At 45.1% G+C, this 18,363-nt stretch carries 12 protein-coding genes; 3 read left to right on the top strand and 9 right to left on the bottom strand.

The genetic code is table 11. From position 1 onward, the window contains the following. Nucleotides 1-188: 188 nt before the first annotated feature. Entirely contained in the window at nt 189-1,712 is a 1,524-nt protein-coding gene (locus tag KJS52_RS21525) for an NAD-dependent epimerase/dehydratase family protein (RefSeq protein WP_213519358.1), read from the top strand. A 91-nt stretch (nt 1,713-1,803) separates the two neighbouring features. On the opposite strand, the gene KJS52_RS21520 is transcribed toward KJS52_RS21525, so the two are convergent. The 7 genes from KJS52_RS21520 to KJS52_RS21490 all read right to left on the bottom strand — a co-directional run bounded on the left by KJS52_RS21520 (nt 1,804) and on the right by KJS52_RS21490 (nt 13,973). Next, entirely contained in the window at nt 1,804-4,353 is a 2,550-nt protein-coding gene (locus KJS52_RS21520) for a family 78 glycoside hydrolase catalytic domain (protein ID WP_213519357.1), read from the bottom strand. Next, nucleotides 4,346-5,821, bottom strand: a complete 1,476-nt coding sequence (locus KJS52_RS21515) for an MFS transporter (protein ID WP_213519356.1) — start codon at nt 5,819-5,821, stop codon at nt 4,346-4,348. The genes KJS52_RS21520 and KJS52_RS21515 overlap by 8 nt, the downstream gene beginning before the upstream one ends. Before the next feature lie 11 nt (nt 5,822-5,832). Further along, nucleotides 5,833-8,271, bottom strand: a complete 2,439-nt coding sequence (locus tag KJS52_RS21510) for a glycoside hydrolase family 3 N-terminal domain-containing protein (protein WP_213519355.1) — start codon at nt 8,269-8,271, stop codon at nt 5,833-5,835. A 120-nt stretch (nt 8,272-8,391) separates the two neighbouring features. Beyond that, on the bottom strand, nt 8,392-9,603 hold the full coding sequence (locus tag KJS52_RS21505) for an AraC family transcriptional regulator (protein ID WP_213519354.1): 1,212 nt from the start codon (nt 9,601-9,603) through the stop codon (nt 8,392-8,394). Between the two features lie 171 nt (nt 9,604-9,774). Next, nucleotides 9,775-11,964 (bottom strand): MMPL family transporter, encoded by a 2,190-nt coding sequence (locus KJS52_RS21500; protein ID WP_213519353.1) that lies wholly within the window; start codon nt 11,962-11,964, stop codon nt 9,775-9,777. Between the two features lie 132 nt (nt 11,965-12,096). After that, nucleotides 12,097-12,750 (bottom strand): response regulator, encoded by a 654-nt coding sequence (locus KJS52_RS21495; RefSeq protein ID WP_213519352.1) that lies wholly within the window; start codon nt 12,748-12,750, stop codon nt 12,097-12,099. Then, nucleotides 12,747-13,973 (bottom strand): sensor histidine kinase, encoded by a 1,227-nt coding sequence (locus KJS52_RS21490; protein ID WP_213519351.1) that lies wholly within the window; start codon nt 13,971-13,973, stop codon nt 12,747-12,749. The genes KJS52_RS21495 and KJS52_RS21490 overlap by 4 nt, the downstream gene beginning before the upstream one ends. Before the next feature lie 243 nt (nt 13,974-14,216). On the opposite strand from KJS52_RS21490, the gene KJS52_RS21485 reads away from it, so the two are divergent. After that, complete coding sequence (locus tag KJS52_RS21485) at nt 14,217-14,951, top strand: glucose 1-dehydrogenase (RefSeq protein ID WP_213519350.1); 735 nt, start codon at nt 14,217-14,219, stop codon at nt 14,949-14,951. A gap of 202 nt (nt 14,952-15,153) precedes the next feature. Here KJS52_RS21485 and KJS52_RS21480 read toward each other — a convergent pair whose 3' ends face one another. Both KJS52_RS21480 and KJS52_RS21475 read right to left on the bottom strand, forming a co-directional pair. Further along, nucleotides 15,154-16,278, bottom strand: coding sequence for an SGNH/GDSL hydrolase family protein (locus tag KJS52_RS21480; RefSeq protein WP_213519349.1), 1,125 nt, complete (start codon nt 16,276-16,278; stop codon nt 15,154-15,156). Nucleotides 16,279-16,329: 51 nt separating this feature from the next. Further along, nucleotides 16,330-17,232 (bottom strand): TIGR01777 family oxidoreductase, encoded by a 903-nt coding sequence (locus tag KJS52_RS21475; RefSeq protein ID WP_213519348.1) that lies wholly within the window; start codon nt 17,230-17,232, stop codon nt 16,330-16,332. A 199-nt stretch (nt 17,233-17,431) separates the two neighbouring features. On the opposite strand from KJS52_RS21475, the gene KJS52_RS21470 reads away from it, so the two are divergent. Beyond that, nucleotides 17,432-18,298 carry an aldose epimerase family protein gene (locus tag KJS52_RS21470; RefSeq protein WP_213519347.1) on the top strand — a complete coding sequence of 289 codons (867 nt, stop codon included), beginning with the start codon at nt 17,432-17,434 and terminating at the stop codon, nt 18,296-18,298. Nucleotides 18,299-18,363: the final 65 nt, after the last annotated feature.

Below are 18,363 nucleotides of genomic sequence, written 5' to 3'. Positions count from 1 at the left end.
TTATCGTATCCTTTCACTCATTAATTTACTGTAATATGCTGATTTCACTACATAAAAACGTAAAGTGTCTTGTACACAACAGATCATACTCAACTGATGGTTGTAAAAACAACACTGTGTCAGTATAAAATAATTATACTATAAATTAATTTAAGTCGGCTAAAACATCATTTGGAAAGGACGCGAAAATGAAAAAACAAAGAGTTCTGTTAACTGGCGCAACTGGAGGAATGGGGTTTTTAGGTCTGTTGGAGCTGCTTAAAGATATTGACAAGCAGGACATTACAATCCTTGTTTTGGATACCGAAGCTGATCGAAAAAAATTACAGCCTTATAAAAACATAGATGGTCTTACGATTTATTGGGGAGATGTGACCCATTATAAAGATGTGTATGAATGTGTAAAAAGAGCCGATATTGTACTGCATGTAGCTGCGCTCGTCTCTCCTGCTGCAGATTACAATCCCAAGCTAGCAATGAAAGTAAACTATGGCTCTATGCGCAACATTATTCAAGCGATTGAAGAACAGAATCGTATGGAAGATGTAAAAGTTGTATCAATCGGAACAATTGCTGAAACAGGTGATCGCATGCCGCCTATCCATTGGGGGAGAGTCGGCGATCCAATCAAACCGAGCATGTATGATTATTATGCGGTTTCAAAAATCGCTGCTGAGCGCCTGCTAATTGAGTCTGGGTTAAAATATTGGGTTAGTCTCAGACAAACAGGGATTATGGGCCCCGCTATGAGCAAGATCAAAGATGCGATTATGTTTCATAACTGCTTGGATAACGTACTGGAATATGTATCAGATAGAGACTCTGGCAGACTACTGGGCAATTTATGCAGAAAGCATTATACAGGCGAATTATCCGAGAGCTTCTGGGGGCATATTTATAATATTGGCGGCGGAGAAAGCTGCAGAGTAGATACGTTTACTATGTACAAGAAGCTTTATGGCGCAATTGGATTTAAAGATTTAAGCTATGTTATTGACCCAAAATGGTACGCTACCCGCAATTTTCACGGGCAATATTACCTTGACTCAGACAAGCTGGAGCAGCATTTGCAATTCCGGCGTGACTCCATGCAATATTTTTATGACGCTTATCTTGAAACACTTGGACCAACAGCCACTATTTCACGCATAATTTGCAAGCTGCCCGGTGGACAAAGGCTGATGGGGAGTATGATGAAGAAGGTCTTCCTGAAAGAAGCGCGAACGGAACACGGAACTGTAAGGTTTATTGAGCAAAACATGGAAGCACACATTGATGCCTATTGGGGAAGCAAGGAAGCGTGGCAAGCTATTCCAGGTAATATTAATGATTTCGAGCATTTCACGGACTGGAATAAAATAGTGTGGATTGATCATGGATATGATGAAACAAAACCAGAAAGCGAATTAAACCTTGTGGATATGAAAGGGGCCGCTCAATTCAGAGGCGGCAGCTGCAATTCCGCTTCCATGAAAACAGGAGACTGGAAAGGCAAACTGGACTTCACCTGTGCTTTTGGCCATCGTTTTTCGGCAAGTCCTCGCCTTGTATTAGAAGGAGGTCATTGGTGTCCAGAGTGTGAAAGAAAGAGCTGGAACTATGCGGCAAGAGCTAAGGTTGATCCTTTCTTCGCTCAAGTGTGGGACCCTCTCCACAATAAGAACGAGCATCCAAGGGAATATAAAAAAGAGGTTTCAGAACTGGATATTTAAAAGAAGTAGTACGGCCACCATTGGTCGTACTACTTCTTTTATGCCGGGACCATAGAAAATCAGCTCAAAGCTAGCGAATAAGCCTGAACAATCATTTAAGCTTGCATGTAAATACATGATTGCCGCTTTTTATAATTTGCGCCTTGCCGTTAGGCAGTACTAGTTCCGCTTCTGTTGACACTGGTACGCGCAGCTCGATAGAGAAGATGTCCATCTGCAGCTCCCAGCTTACTGCAGCCAGCCCATATGGTGTTTTTATGCTTCCCTTGGCATAAGTAATGCCTCCGCCAAGCACTGGTTTCACCATAAAAGTTTTATAGCCTCCGCTGGTGGGCTCAAGGCCCAGCAATCTTCGATACAGCCAATCTCCTACAGCTCCGTTAGCATAATGATTAAACGACACCATGCCGCCGTTAGAATTTTCATCTGATTTATCCCCATTAAGCTCGCCAATGTTGACCGTGCCATCAGGACGCAAAGCATCCCAACGCTCCCAAATTGTAGTTCCGCCCGCCTTGACCTCATATAGCCACGATGGACATTTATCCTGCAGCAGCAAATCATACGCTACATCAGCATGACCATGGTCAGACAAGGCAAATAGCAGATAAGGTGTTCCTGTGAAGCCAGTTGTCAGATGATTGCCTGCTTCACGAACAAGACGGACTAAATTTGCTGCCATTGCTTTCGTTTCTTCGCCCTCGGTCATCGCAAAATGAAGCGGCAGTACATAAGCAGTCTGAAATTCCTTCTTCAGCTTGCCTTTACCATCTGTAAATACTTCACGGTAAGCTTTCACAATATTGCTTCGCAGCTTGCGATAATACAAAGCATCCTGCTTATGTCCAAGCAATTCGGCAATTTCTGCTGCAATGCCGCAGGAGTTGGCAAAATAAGCCGTTCCTACCCATTTCCCTTTTTTCAGCCATTGTCTTACCGTTTCATCAGGCGCACACCAGTCGCCAAAATGAAACGGAAATCTCCATATATGACGCGCATTTGGTGTAACCGATAAAAAGCTCGACCACCATTTTGCTGCCTCAAGAAATTTTTTAATTGTAGGATACTGCTTATGCAGCAGTTGCTTATTGCCACGAGCCAAATACTCCGCCCAAGGAACAAGAATACAGCTATCGCCCCAGGCTGAGTTTGCCATTGTTGGCCACATATCTCCGGCACGCGGGATTACCATCGGCAAACCACCGCCCGATCCTTGCTCTGAACGCATATCCAGCAGCCATTTATCAAGAAAGCGGCTCAAATCAAAGTTATAGCAGGCTGTCCGGGCAAAAACTGCAATGTCCCCCGTCCATCCCTGACGCTCATCGCGCTGCGGGCAATCGGTTGGAATGTCTACAAAGTTCGATTTCCCTCCCCAGCGTATGTTGCTTTGCAGCTTATTGATCCATTCATTAGAGCATTCGAACGTACCGATCTCCTCAAAATCAGAATGCAGCACCAACGCTGACAGTTCCAGCTCCTCTGGATCAATTCCTCGTACCCCTACATAACGAAAGCCCATATATGTTAATCGCGGCGAATATTCCTGTTCTCCCTGCTTGCATATATAAGTAGCAGTCGCTTTAGCAGTGCGCAATGATTTAACAAAAAGCTCTCCGTCTACCAGCACCTCAGCATGACGGAATACGATTTTCTGTTTTTCATTCCCTCGCAGCTTTGCTGAAATGACACCTGCAAAATTTTGACCAAAATCATAGATCAGCTCACCACTTGGCGAATAGGTGCAGGAAATTGGCTTCATCACTTGTTGGACACGAACAGCCTCACCGTATTGAGCCAGCAAGATAGGTTGCTTGCGTGGTCTAGTAATCGTCACAGGCTTCAATGAAATATGATTCAGATCAATGGTTGCATCGTAAGTTTCTCCATCATACCATTCAGCCATACGATAATTGCCTTCCAAAGATACCTGCCATGACTGATCTGTAGCAATCACTTCGTTTGTTCCATCCTCATACTGCACATGCAGCTCACATAGCAGCGCTTGGCGATCCGCGCTGATTTTACTTTTTCTATTATAGTTGAATGAGCCTGCAGCCCACCCCCCGGCCACTACAGCAACGATCTCGTTATTTGCGACAAGTTGTGCGGTTACATCATAGGTTTGATATTGAATCTGATAATCGTACGATGTAAAGCCAGGAGCAAAATAATCGCAGCCTACCTTGTCTCCATTAAGCAGCAGCTCGTATACACCAAGTGCAGTGACATTAACCCAAGCATGACGTATCGTTTTTTTTAGGTTAAATTGCTTTCGAAAGGTCATCGGCACTGGAGATTCCTTTTTCGGAAAATCATAGCTGCCATCAGTAATCCATTTTGCCTGCCAAGGAATGTTCATTCTGCCTGTTTGGAAGGAAGCATCCGCTTCAGCCTGCTGGCCGCTTGTACTAACAGCAGTAACTTTGACTGAATACGTAGTAAACGGCTTTAATTCCCCTCCATAAATATTGTTTAACTGATCTGTCGTTTTATAAGACCAGTCGCCAACCTTGATTACAGCATGCTGCAGCGCATCCCCTTGTGCCTCGGACTCCAATGAAAAGGTAATATTTGGCCGTTGATCCGTTATACAGCCTTGTTTTAATCCGTCTATTTTTAAAGAAGAGATTTTAAACATGTGTTTGTTCCTCCTGACGAGCCGCCATTTCCTCCTGTTTTTTCGTGATATCCTTTTCTACATTAAAGAATAACAGCAGCCCGATAATAATAATGCTCGTAATCGTTTCCAGGCCAACAAATGCAAACGTAATCATATGCTGCGCCGCTTCTGTCTGAACCGCTATTAATTGTCCTGATTCATTGTAAAAAGGAGCAACATAGCCTGATTTGGCAAGCAATCCATTAAAAATACCTGTACATATCCCGAGAAGGGCAACGGTGATCGTATTGTAAATCGACATTGCAATTCCATCGGAACGAAAATCTGTTTTCCACTCCAAATGATCCAATGTATCAGCAAAAAGCGCCATAAATACATACGCACTTGGCAATAGCCCAAAATTTTTAATAAATTGTCCGATAAGCACAATCACCATATTGGTGGGAAAAGCCCAGCAAATTGCACTGCCAATCACCACGAGTACAAATCCAGCCAATGTCAAATTTCTCTTACCAAACCTTTTCGCCAGCGGCCAGACAAGAAAAACACCGATCCCCATTGGAATCCCACCAATGGCTGAGAGCAACATTTGCGTAATTCCATCATTATACGTTCCTAAAACATAGTTGGAATAATAAATCAGACTTAAATTTTTAAAATGCATCGCAAAGTTATATATAAGAAAATAAATTAAAATAATCAGCATGAATCGATCGGTTACAAGCGCTTTCAATTGCGTACTCAGCGGTAATTTTTTAGTTTGTCCAGCAAGCTCATGCTGCATTGTTTCTTCACTTACGCGTTCCTTTGTAAAATAATACTCGAGCAAGGTCAACGGCAGAGCGATAATTGATATAATACTCATCGTTATCACCCATAGATTTTTATCCACTCCGATCACAGGAAGAATAATCATCGGAAAAACCATCGCTACAATAATACCAGAAATCATAATCGTGGATATTTGACTGAATACCGATAGCTGACCACGCTGAGTCGTATTTCGTGTAGAAAGCGGAACCATCAAATTATGGCTCATGTTATACATCGTAAACGCAAACGAGTAGTACAAATTGTAAGATAATACAATCCATATAATCTGAACAGCCATGCTTGCTTGAGGCACTGTGAACAATAAAATTCCTGTGAGCGATAAAAGCGGTGCAGAAAGCAGTAGCCACGGACGAGCTTTACCTTGCCTAGTCTTTGTACGGTCAATAATATATCCCATAATAACGTTAATAATTGCAGATATTATTTTTGATATGATCGGAAATATTACGAGAAAAAGTCCACCGCCAATTGAAGTAAGATCCAGCACATCGGTATAAAATACATTCAAATATGTGGCGAGAACAGCATTAAGCAGCAGTGCACCCGCTGGTCCTAGCAAATAGCCGAGCCAGCGTTCCTTGCCTGTCGTGTCTTTACTTGTGATCTTGGAATTAAAAGCTGGTGATTGTAAGCCTGCTCTGAAGGATTTCATGAGATTTCTCCTTATTGTTCACTTGGCAGCGGAAGTCGTCTATCTTTTTTCATAATGGTTCTAATACCTTGCAGTAGACGGCCATTAGCCATCTCCACAAAGCCAATCGCAAAGTTATAGGTGAATTTTCCGCTTGACGACATGCACATGGAGCGTAGCGAATTTAACGGCATCATTTTGACAACAAAATAACTGTTCTTTAGTCTAGTATCACGCTCCAGAGAATCGGGCATTGCCAATGCTTTTTTATATTCTTTTTCAATAACATACATCACAGCATAATAAAGAATGCGCCCTGCCAATGACCGCTTGAACTCTAACAGCGAGGATTCGAGTGTCAGCTGTCTATGAGATTGACTTAGCTCAGCAGTTTCGTAACCGACCAACTGTGCGAAGCACTCTGGTTTGCTTTGCGGAGGACGGGCATAGGCCCTCATCACTTCGGCTGAATATGGGGATGGAATATTCTCGCCTTCTGTAATAAGGAGCTCCGCTTGCAACCGAATATCGTTAGCAGCAGCAGCAACACATAGCTCATAGCTGCCATTTTCCAGAACCCATCTATGCTGATCTACATTCCAGTACGATAAATCATTTAGCTGAAAGCTCATCGTAACCGTTTTCGTCTCTCCGGCCTGCAAAAACACCTTAGTAAACGCCTTAAGTTCTTTTTCGGCCTTAAATACATTGCTTTGATTGTTCTTTACATACAATTGGACAGCTTCAGCACCAGCGTACGCGCCAACATTCGTAATGTCGGCCTTAACGGTAAGCATCCCCTCGTGCTTAGTGAAGGAAAGATTACTGTAATTAAAGCTCGTATAAGACAAGCCGAAACCAAAAGGAAATAGTAGCTTCGTTTTCGCTTTATCATAAAAGCGATAGCCTACGTAAACGCTCTCATAGTAATTGGATGACAAGCTCTTATTATAATCGGCAAAGCAGCTGCTATCCTCTATTCGCATTGTCCAGCTTTCTGTAAGCTTTCCAGAAGGGGAAACTTCACCATACAGCAAAGCAGCCGCTGCCTCACCACCGTACATGCCAGGCAAATACATATTAAGCACTGCGGATAAACCGTCTAAAAACGGCAGCTCGACAGGCGCTCCCGCAAACAAAATCAAGACAACCTTTTTTCCTGTTGCAATCAAGCTTTGCAGCAGAGCTGTTTGATTTTCTCCCATACGTATATGCTCGCGGTCAAAGCCTTCGCTCTCCTCGAAATCAGAAAGCCCGCCAAAGAATAAAATAGTGTCCGCTTGCTTGGCAGCAGCAAGCGCGGCCTGCTCTAATTGTGGATCTCGTTCCGCATAAAAGCAGCGAAACCCTTTTTCATAACGATACACAATGCCTCGATGGTCAAATGCCTGCTTGGGAGAAATAACTTTAGGTGGATTGATGAGTGAGGAGCCTGCTCCCTGGTAACGCATTTTTTCAAACATTTCGCCAACAACAAGCAGGCTTTCTCCACGGCTGAGCGGGAGCACCCCATCATTTTTAAGCAACACGGCGCTATCTTTAGCTACCTCGCACGCTAACTGTGCATGCGATTCCATATTTACAGCGCTTTCTTTTTTGTAGGATGTACATTTATCAATGAGCGTCAGCATTCGTTCAACTGCTTGATTCAATTCCTTCATTGTAAGCTGACCCGTTTTAGCCGCGGAAATAAGCGACTTGCGATTATGCCATACACTTCCAGGCATATCGAGTTCACAGCCTGCCTTTACTCCTGAGACACGATCACAGGTTGCGCCCCAATCTGTCATAACCACCCCGTCAAAGCCCCATTCCTCACGCAAAATTTGTGTGAGCAGCAGCCTGTTTTCCGATGCGTAAACTCCGTTCAGCCGATTGTAGGAGCACATGACCGTGTAAGGCTTTGCTTCCTTGATAACGATTTCAAATGCTTTCAAATAAATCTCACGCAACGCTCGCTCATCCACGATGCTGTCGCCGTTAAAGCGAAAGTTTTCATTGGAATTCGCCGCAAAATGCTTAACGCTGCAACCAACCCCTTTACTTTGCACGCCTTGTACAAAGGCACTGCCGAATTTTCCTGACAGCAAAGGGTCCTCTGAGAAGTATTCAAAGTTTCTGCCGCATAACGGGCTTCGCTTAATATTAATGCCTGGCGCAAGCAACACATCAACGTCAGCTGCGACACATTCCTCTGCGATAGCGGCACCGATCCGATAAGCATGCTCCGGGTTCCAGGAAGCAGCCACAGTAGCAGAAGTCGGAAAAGAAGTAGAATGCTCGTTATTAGAAACACCAAAACCGCCATTTGCCACTCGAACCTTGCGAAGTCCATGCGGACCATCTGTCAGAAACAGCTTGGGAATACGAAGCCTTGGGATCTCATTGGTATTCCATGAATCAACACCTTCAAGCAATGCTGCTTTTTCTTCTATTGTCAGCTCATGTACAAGCTCTTTTATATTTTCCATTACGCCCTCCTTACAATGGATGTCTTAGCGATAATGTTATAGGAATACTTCGCAGACGTATTGTAATTTTGGGCTGCATATTGTAAATAAAAGCTTTGCTATAAGAAAATCAATTCATCTTTATGATTTGTGTTGATTAAAGCTGTTCCGATACTGCATTGGAGTCATACCGACTATCTTTTTAAATAAATTTTGAAAATAACTCTGTGAGGAAAAGCATAAATAGCTGCTTATTTCACTTAGTGATTTATTTGTAAATGCCAGTAAATTTTTAGCCTCCTGAATTTTTTGAGCATTAATATAATCATTGAGATTAACCCCCATTTCCTTGGCAAACTTTTTCGATATATAAGAAGCGCTGAAGCCCACTGCCTCTGATATATCGCGCAGTAAAATTGGAGAATTAATATGTTTTTTTACATACTGCATGCATTGGAGCGTAACAAGTGAGGCGTTTGCAGGGTACTTGCTTTTTGCCACTCTGTCTGCAAACTCCAGCACCATTTGCTGACGCAGAAGTGTGATCGCTTCAATGCGTGACAAGCCTTCTGCTTGTTGAATATAAATATCGCTCAGGTGGAACGCTGTCTCAATATTCAGTCCTCCTTCTATGGCAGCCCTCGTCACCAATGTTACCGTTACGATAAAAATGTTCTTCTCCTGACGCAGCGCTTCCTTGGCTACCGGTCCTCCTTTGCCATGCACAGAATTTTCGAATAGTGCAGCGAGCTTGTCTCTTTCGCCATTGCGGACATAAGTAATAATTTGCAGCTCCAAATTGTAAGTATTATGAAAATATGCTGCTTCTGCAGCATGATACAATGCATTCGTTAAATGGGTTGTAATCGCAGGCTCAACAGAATACGAGCTATTGACGCGCAATAGCAGCTGCTCTACGCTTACTCTGTTACGATTTAATGCAAAGTTCAAAAATGATAGCGCATTCAAAAAACCTTCAAAGGATAGCAATGGAATTTCACTCATCCATTCCGTAAATAGCTCACGATCTCGTGCAGCGATCTTGGCGCTGACCATAATTTTAGTCAACTGCGGTTGAGATAATGGCATATTATAGCCTGGTCCAATGATAAAGCATCCCTTGTTTGCCGTATCATCAATTTTACCGTAAAACAGAAAATCCTCCGTGACAACATATTGCACGTCATGCGATGCTTCAAGCAGCTTAGGTAATACAGAACTATAGGGATCCAGTTGTTGAGACGAATTAGGCAGCATGCGAACAAGCATGCCGTCAGTTTCGCAATAGCGAATTGGCAGGCCTGTCAAATTATAAAATGATTCCATTAAAAAGCTTAAGTTTTTGCTTAGCATACGGAAAGCCTCCTAGCTTCAACAATTTGTTCATCCTTATCTGCACAGTCTGCTTGCAGCTTGCACAGAAATCCGCCGCTGCCTGCCTGTACAGCTATTGTACAAGCAGGTAGCAGCGAGTTTACAAAGACAATTTTGATGTTATTCAACAAATAGCTTGCCTGATCCTGTTTAAACCGAATGATTGCTGCTGTTTTGCTTTTCCATTTCGTGTATAATTGCTTCTCCTTCAATATCAACGGATGGCGTAATGCGCTCCAGCCATTTCGGAAAATACCAGGCACTGCGCTTCATCATGGTCATTATGGCAGGAACAAGCGTCATTCTCACAATAAAAGCATCCACAAATATGCCAAAGGCCAGCGCTAGCCCCATTGATTTGATCATGCCATCCTCGACAAATATAAAGCTGGCAAATACGACAACCATAATCAAACCAGCTGCTACTACGACACCACCACTGTTTTTGATGCCTGCAAGCACTGCCTTCCTAGCGTCTTTCGTTCTCGCATATTCCTCTCTCATGCGGCTAACTAAAAACACCTCATAGTCCATCGCCAAGCCGAACAATATCCCTGCTGTTAATACAGGCAAGAAGCTTAAAATAGGGCCAGGCTCGGCAATGCCAAACCAGCTTGCCAGATGACCCTCCTGAACAACAAACACGATAAAGCCAAGTGTGGTCGTAAGCGTAAGCAGATAGCCCAGCACTGCTTTAATTGGAATCCAGATAGAACGGAACACAATAGCAAGCAAAATAATTGCCAATGAAACAATCAATATCGCGAACTGCGGCAACGCCTCCGTAAGCTTGCTGGAAATATCAATATTTACCGCAGTGCTTCCCGTAACCATAAGCTCCACGCCATACTGAGCTGATAGATCATCTGCTTTCAGGCGAATTTCTTCCACCAGTTGCTTCGTTTTTCGATCATTCGGACCCGTTTCGGGCAGTAAATTAATAATTGCGGCACTACTATCCTCATTAAAATATGGTGGATGTATAGTCGCAATATTAGGCAGCTCGTTAAGCCGCTCAAGTGCTTCAGTAATTTGCTGCGATGAATCATTACCCTTCTCAGCAACTGCGACAATGACTAGCGGACCATTAATTCCGGCACCATAGCCCTCTGCCAGCAAATCATAGGCTCTTCTTTCTGTCAGCTCTTCAGATTTCATCCCGTTGTCTGGCAAGCCAGTCTCCATGTTAAGTGCGGGAATGCTGCAAAACAATAACAGCATGATGGTCATAATTGCAATTGGCAGCGGATATTTTACAATGGTGCTGCCCCAGCGCTCTACCAGACTTTTTTTGCTTGCTTTTTCTTGCTTCGCTACCAGCTTGGCTTTCGGTCTAATACGCTCGCCTGCAATAGCCAGCAGGGCAGGCACTATCGTGATAGCGACAATAATAGCCGCTGCTACCGTAATGGCTGCAGCTATCCCCATGGTCGTTAAAAATGGAATTCGAACAACTGCCAAACCAAGCAGCGCAATAATAACGGTCAGTCCTGCAAATACGACAGAGCTGCCAGCGGTTGCATTAGCAATTGCCAGAGCCTGCTTCACACTTTTGCCTTCAAGCAAGCTCTGTCGATGGCGTGAAATAATGAACAGCGCGTAATCAATCCCAACTGCCAGACCAAGCATTACCGCTAAAGTCATCGATATTGCCGATACTTCCATCACATGCGTGCTTAATAGAATCAACATAATTCCGATACCAAGGCCGATTACAGCAGTTATAATCGGCAACCCGGCAGCGAGCAGCGAGCCGAAGGTCAGCGCTAAAATTAGATAGGCAACTACAATTCCCACGATCTCGGACAAGCCTCCAATTTCCGGAATAACAGAACCGATGTTGCCTGTATATTCCGCCTGCAACCCTGCTTGGCGAGCCAGTTGTACCGCTTCTTCAATGATGGCCGTTGATTGCTCTCCTACCTCAGCGGCAGGGAGTTTGTAGTTTAAGGTCGCATATGCAATTTCTTTTGTCGCATTAAGTGAGTAATTATCATATGGACTAATAATCGACTCAAGATCGTGATCTGATGATAAATACTCAAGTACTTGTTCTACTTCAGCCTTTATCGTCTCATCGTCAAGCACTGCTCCTGCCGGAGCCTTAAAGACAAGCTGTACACTGCCATTGCCTGTACTTTCATCGCTTGGAAACTTTTCATTCATAACCTCCATCGCCAGCTCAGACTTCGTTCCTGGAATTTCGATATCTCCAGTAAAGGCGGCTCCTACACCAAGCGCAGCTGCTGCTGTCATAATTAATACAATCAAGCCGCCAAGCAGAGCCTTCCACTTATGCTCATATATCCTTTCACCCAGCTTGAACAATTTTGTTGCCATACAATGCTCACTTCCTCTACAGCAATATTAGATTATAGATGTAGTGTAATAAAAAGCATTGCAAAAAAAATCGTACAAAAGGGCATTCCCCCATGTACGATCGGGCAATAATGATTTGTTGCAATAAAACAGCTATAAATGAATCAAGCCTTGCTCGATAGCGAGTGCCACTGCCTGTGAGCGAGAATCAACTGACAGCTTATTATAAATATTGGTCAAGTGAGCCTTTACTGTTCGTTCGGAAATTCCTAAATCAAAGGCAATTTCCTTCGTCCGATAGCCACGTGCTGCTGCTTGCAGCACTAGCTGCTCCCGCTCTGATAAAACAATAGCTGTCTTTCTCTGACTTTTGTCAAGCTGCTGCATCGACTGCTTGACAGCAAACATTTTCTCAGCTACTTCTGGCTGAAGCAGCGTCTCACCTCGCAAAGCAGATTCGAGCGTATGAAACAAAGCATCTCGACTCGTATCCTTTAATAAATACCCCTTTGCCCCGAGCGCCAAGCCTTGCAGCATATAATCACTTTCATTATAGGTTGTCAGAATTATAATCGGAATATGAACTCCGTTAGCCTGAATATGCTGCATGAACTGCAGTCCATTCATAACTGGCATATTCAAATCCAGCAAAATGATATCCGGCTTGGTATGTGTCAGAATTTCCAAAGCCTCATTGCCGTTCTCTGCTTCTGCCACAACCTGATAGGCAGCATTCGTCTCAATAATTAGCTTCAAGCCTTCTCTTACAAGCAGGTGATCATCCACAATTAAAATTTGCTTTTTCATCGCTCAGCTCCATCCTCATTTGCTGCTATTTCTACGACAACCGTCGTTCCTTTGCCAGGCTCACTTTCTATGTTAATCGTGCCGCCAATAAGCCGTGCGCGTTCGGTCATGCCTACTATTCCATAATGCCCTTCCAGCTTGCCAATACGTCCAGTGTCGAAGCCTTGTCCATTATCTGCAATCATAAGCTGAACAGCCCCGTGTTTTTCTTGCTGCAATGTCAACCATATTTCGCTTGCCTCAGCATGCTTGATGGCATTCATAATGGCCTCGCTTATAATGAATAAACAATGCTCCTTGATGATGGCAGGCGGCTCTACAGCTACTGAAGTATTTATGTGCAGAGCAATATCTTTCGATGCGACCAGCTTCTGGGCTGTGCTGAAGACACGACTGGAAAAGTCTTGTTCCACCTCGGCCTGTAGCCTGAGCTCGTCTATAACGAGTCGTGCATCAGCAAGCGTGCTTCGGGCACGTTCCATTGCAGTATGGATGATTTGCTTGGCACGAATAGAATTACTGCGTTCCAAATGCGCATCGGCTGCCTCCAATTGCATAATTAATCCAGCCAAGCCTTGAGCCAGTGTATCATGCAGATCACGTGCCATTCGCTGCCGCTCATTAGCAAGTGTTAGCTCCTCTACCTTACGATGGGTCTGCTCTAATTCATTAAGAAAGGACTGTGTGCGCAAACGTGCATGAACCTGACGGAAAAATAAATGGGCATAAGAGATAACAATCACATTCATCAAGAGAAAAATCGGAATAAGCAACAATAATTGATCAAGCCAGTCTGTTACCAGCAAAGCGATAATCGTTAATATAAGATAAGCTGCTGCTACAAGCCCAACCATTGTTTTTGATTTATTGCGCAGTACGCCAATACATTGACCGAGAAGCACGGGATATAAGCCAATCAATACAACAGGAGATCCGATAAATACAAGAAAGGAAGCTGCATATACGATCATTCCCTGTATTACAAAATAAAACCATGCATGCTTAAGCAGCAATGTTTTAGCGTGCCAATACAATGAAATGTGGAGTGCAATAAACCCTGTAAAAAACATCAGCATCAGCCAGTTCGGCTGATCCACGCTTATATACATGACTAATGCAGCAATATAGGAGAGCACAACCCATATGATGATCGGAATTTTGGCGTCCTCTACTGCCGCTGCATATGTATCAGTCTGTCCCAGATCCAGCCCATGTTCTCTCATATCGACTCTCCCCTCTAATTCGTGATGCTCTTCTTCATCTTGACATGAATAAATGATTGGTTGCAAGCCTAACCTCTCACCATTAGGATCAAGAGCATAGATAAATAAAACGTATAGTACACGTTCACCTAACAATTGACCAGCTTATTCCAAACCATTCATAATTACTCATTTGCTAAGTGACGCTTAAATTGTTTAGAATAATGATAGTAACACTATCATTTTGTACAGGAGGAATATACAATGGCAAGATTGTCTGAGAAAATCGCAATCGTAACAGGCGGAGCTAGAGGAATGGGCGAGGCTCATGCAAGAAAATTTGTGGCCGAGGGCGCTAAGGTTGTCATTACCGACCTTAATCAGGAAGCCGGAGAAGCGCTTGCGCAGGAGCTTGGCGAGCAAGCGATCTTTATTAAGCAGGATGTGACGAAAGCAGAGGACTGGGAGCAGGTTATCCGCGAAACAGAGAATGCTTTCGGTGCAGTCAATGTGCTAGTCAATAATGCAGGCATCAGCATTAGCAGCAATATTGAAAATATGACGGAAGCGCAATATCGCAAAATCATTGAAATCAATCAAGTGTCCGTGTTTTTAGGAATGAAGGCGGTGCTTCCATCTATGAAAAAAGCAGGCGGCGGCTCCATCGTCAATATCTCCTCCATCAACGGCTTGGTAGGCGGAGCACCGGGGTATACGGACTCAAAATTTGCCGTTCGCGGCATTACGAAAGCGGCGGCGCTTGAATTTGCAAAATACAACATCCGGGTAAATTCCGTGCATCCAGGTGTAATCGAGACACCGATGGTTACAGAAGGGGATGCGGTTGAGCAGATTAAAGCATTCGCGAAAATGATCCCGCTGCAGCGCATGGCAAAATCTGAAGAAATTACGAATCTCGTGCTGTTCCTGGCTTCGGATGAATCCAGCTATTCGACAGGCTCGGAATTTGTCGCAGATGGCGGTTTGACAGCAATGTAAGCTGACTTGAAGCCTCAGGCTCGTACTAGCAAAATTATGTAAGTAAGGGGCAAGCTCATCTTGTAGCGCACAATGAGCTTGCCTTTTTGGCATTGATGCTAGCCCGATCTCTAGATATGTCTGTGTGAGCAGACATATCCGCTTGTGAAAACTGTCCACATAGTGCAGAGAGTCCGCCCGCTTAGTGCAGACAGTCCACCCGTTAGTGCAGCAGTTCAGCGATATAGCCAGCGAGCTCCTCAGCCGCTTTGGCATGAGCCAGCTTGCCTGGGTGACTTCTTGCGCCTGTTGTGGCATCAGTCATGCTCGGAAGCTGAAAAACACTCACCTTGCGATCTCCGCTTTGCTGCATATACCGATCAACAGCGCGGTAAATTGCAGGCAGCATCGGTGTCCCCAGCATCCCATATGCCCATAGCAAATGTGCATCCGGGTTGCAGCTACGCAGCTTTTCTAAAAACTGCTGCACCGCAAGCTCAAAGCGTGCCAAATCATCAGGATGAAAGCTTCCGTCAGGCAGCAATCGCTGCTTGTACAGCTGACCGCTTGCTTCATCCTTCCATGCTGGCTGATGAAAGGCTGAGTAATCATTGGTTGCCAAGTTAATAACGACTACATGCGGCTGCCATGTCGCAAATTGGTATGCCTGCTGAGCGCCTAGCTGCTTATGGCGTTCCCCCGTGAGTACCCCGCAAACCTGCTCATAATAAAGCGGTATAGCATGGTTTGGATTGTTATCCCAGCTGCTCAGCATGCCCCAACCGCTTTGCGAAATTACTCGATAGTCGGCTCCAAGCGCATCGGCTGTCAGCTTTGCGTAGCTGTCGCTGGCGCTAAACCACATTGGAATCCAATCCTCCTCCTCACGCGCGCCAATTCCGCCCTCGCCTGAGGTGATGCTGTCTCCGATAAATTCAAGGCGAACTGGCTTGCTTGCGACAGGCTGAAGCCGTCCGTCACCGCGCAGTGCATGGAATTGCAGTAGGCTCAGTTGATCGGCGCCCATAGGCTGCACTTCCTTTACGACCTGTACATGCTTTACTTTTTCCGGATTCATGCCACGAAACAGCGTTAGCCAATTTCTCCCCTTTTGCAGCATGAGCCGGCTAACCTGAACCCCATTAATCCAGATGCTAAGCCATTGCTCAGCATGGTCATAATCTGTTTCTACCTCGAGCTCAAGCTGGCTTCCTGTCGTATGCAGCTCTATGCCGCTGCCTGACCAAAACAATGTTAAGGGCGAGCGCTCTCCTGTCGTTCTCCCGTTAATGATTACATGCTCGAGCTCCGCAAGCGGCATCGTGATTAGCTTGTGCTGCTGAACCATTAGCGTATTCTCCTCTCCAGTGTATTTTCAGAATATACGGTGTTTAAGCGTCTACCTCTTGTCCAGCAATTGCTTGATCGCCTCTGCTACTGTTGGATATTGAAAGGAATATTCGTTCGCCAGCAGCTTCTCCGGCATGACGCGCTGGCCTTCAAGCAGCAGCAGGCTCATCTCTCCCAATGCCAGCTTCAGTACAGCACCAGGTACTGGAAAATAATGCGGCCTGTGCATTTGCGCAGCGATGGCTTGACCGAACTGCCCCATTGTTACAGGCTCGGGAGCTGTGAAATTGACAGCTCCTTGAATGGAAGGCGTCATCATACAGTGATAGGCGGCTCTAGCCGCATCTTCAACATGAATCCACGACAGCGGCTGCTCACCGCTGCCAAGCTTGCCGCCAACAAACAGCTTGTAGGGCAGCATCATTTTAGGAAAAGCCCCCTCATCAGCACCGAGTACAACACCCAGGCGCATTAGCACAGTTCGAATCCCGCTTTTCAGAGCTTCCTGCTCCCACTGATGCACGACGAGCGACAAAAAGTCTGTTGGCTCTACGACATCCTGCTCAGTAAATGTTCGGTCGCGTGAAATTCCGTAGTAGCCGACCGCGCTTGCATTAAGCAGAACAGATGGCGGCTGCTTCAAAGCCTTAATCATTCTTATTATCTCCTTCGTTGTGGCTAGCCTGCTTTCCAGCAGAGCGGCCTTGCGAGCAGCAGTCCAGCGGCCGCTGTTTAGCGATAATCCTGCCAAATTAATAATCGCATCCACCCCTTCCAGCTCCTGCTCCGGCTGATCGCCCTCATGCATCCAGCTAACATACGTGACACCTGGCTGCGGCAAAAGCCTCTCCGGTCGGCGTGTTAAAATATAAACCTGGCACCGCTGCTCCAGAAAGAGTTGGCACATCGCCTTTCCAATAAAGCCATTTCCGCCGGCAATTGCAATCTTCATAGCCTCACCTCCTGCAATCGTTTACGCTATCATTAGTATACCTTCCAGCATCTTGCTCTGACTATAGCAGAGCAGCCTTCAGAACGACATTGCATTTGCTTGAAAATGTTGAATTCGTTACTATGATAATATGAGTTGAGATGCTGGGCTTTCAGGATCTAGAAGATAGCACTAGGCTAGAAGACGAGGAGTGTGTATCATGTATATTCACTACACCAAGCAAAACCATTTTGAAACGTATGTGCTGGCGGAGCAAAACAGTGACACCTATATCGAGGTCGTGCCGCAGCGAGGGGCGATCATTAGCAAATATGTGCATCAAGGTCAGGACGTGTTCTATTTGGATGAGGAAACACTGGCGGATGCAAGCAAAAATATTCGCGGCGGCAACCCTGTGCTGTTCCCGATCAGCAGCTATTTGGAGAACGAAACCTATACCTATGAGGGGCAAGCGTATCAGCTAAAGCAGCACGGCTTTGCACGCAATCTTCCTGGCCGTGTCATCAATGTGCAAGCGGACGAGCATTCAGCCTCGATTGCTATAGAAATCGTACATAATGAAGAAACACTAATACGATACCCGTTTCAATTCAGGCTCGTCATGACCTATACGTTAAGCGAGCAGGGGTTGTCCGTGCATGCTGCCATCACTAATTTGGACAGCAAGACGATGCCATTTTACCAGGGATACCATCCATATTTTTATGTTGCAGATAAGGAAAAGCTGCTGCTAAATGTCCCATCTCAAAACTATCGTGATATGATTGCTGGCAGCGTTGTACAGGGCAGCTTTAATTTGCAGCAGCCGGAATCGAATGCGATTTACGAGCAGCTGCAAGCAAACCGCTGTGAAATGATCGATCAGACTAGACGGTTGAAGGTGGCGCTTGAATTTGACGAGGTGTACCAATATGTCGTGCTTTGGGCGTTAGAGGGCAAGCCTTTCATATGCATTGAGCCTTGGATGGCGCCAGTCAATGGCATGAATGTCGGTAAAGGCATTCAGCAGCTAGCCGCTGGCGAAACTCATAGCTCTACAGTTCGGATTGAAGCTGCGGCATTATAAGGCGGCAGGTATTAATGGCTGGTAAACGCAAATAGCTGGAACCGCCTCTGTTGACCTCAGCGTCC

This window comes from Paenibacillus montaniterrae (genome assembly GCF_018403185.1).
Lineage (GTDB): Bacteria > Bacillota > Bacilli > Paenibacillales > Paenibacillaceae > Pristimantibacillus > Pristimantibacillus montaniterrae.
Note: the sequence above shows the minus strand (reverse complement) of the source record. Positions and strands in the feature narration are given on the sequence as shown.

Coding starts and splice junctions, on each gene's coding strand:
- KJS52_RS21525 (WP_213519358.1), top strand. CDS start 189: ATGAAAAAACAAAGAGTTCTGTTAACTGGCGCAACTGGAGGAATGGGG.
- KJS52_RS21520 (WP_213519357.1), bottom strand. CDS start 4,353: ATGTTTAAAATCTCTTCTTTAAAAATAGACGGATTAAAACAAGGCTGT.
- KJS52_RS21515 (WP_213519356.1), bottom strand. CDS start 5,821: ATGAAATCCTTCAGAGCAGGCTTACAATCACCAGCTTTTAATTCCAAG.
- KJS52_RS21510 (WP_213519355.1), bottom strand. CDS start 8,271: ATGGAAAATATAAAAGAGCTTGTACATGAGCTGACAATAGAAGAAAAA.
- KJS52_RS21505 (WP_213519354.1), bottom strand. CDS start 9,603: ATGCTAAGCAAAAACTTAAGCTTTTTAATGGAATCATTTTATAATTTG.
- KJS52_RS21500 (WP_213519353.1), bottom strand. CDS start 11,964: ATGGCAACAAAATTGTTCAAGCTGGGTGAAAGGATATATGAGCATAAG.
- KJS52_RS21495 (WP_213519352.1), bottom strand. CDS start 12,750: ATGAAAAAGCAAATTTTAATTGTGGATGATCACCTGCTTGTAAGAGAA.
- KJS52_RS21490 (WP_213519351.1), bottom strand. CDS start 13,973: ATGAGAGAACATGGGCTGGATCTGGGACAGACTGATACATATGCAGCG.
- KJS52_RS21485 (WP_213519350.1), top strand. CDS start 14,217: ATGGCAAGATTGTCTGAGAAAATCGCAATCGTAACAGGCGGAGCTAGA.
- KJS52_RS21480 (WP_213519349.1), bottom strand. CDS start 16,278: ATGGTTCAGCAGCACAAGCTAATCACGATGCCGCTTGCGGAGCTCGAG.
- KJS52_RS21475 (WP_213519348.1), bottom strand. CDS start 17,232: ATGAAGATTGCAATTGCCGGCGGAAATGGCTTTATTGGAAAGGCGATG.
- KJS52_RS21470 (WP_213519347.1), top strand. CDS start 17,432: ATGTATATTCACTACACCAAGCAAAACCATTTTGAAACGTATGTGCTG.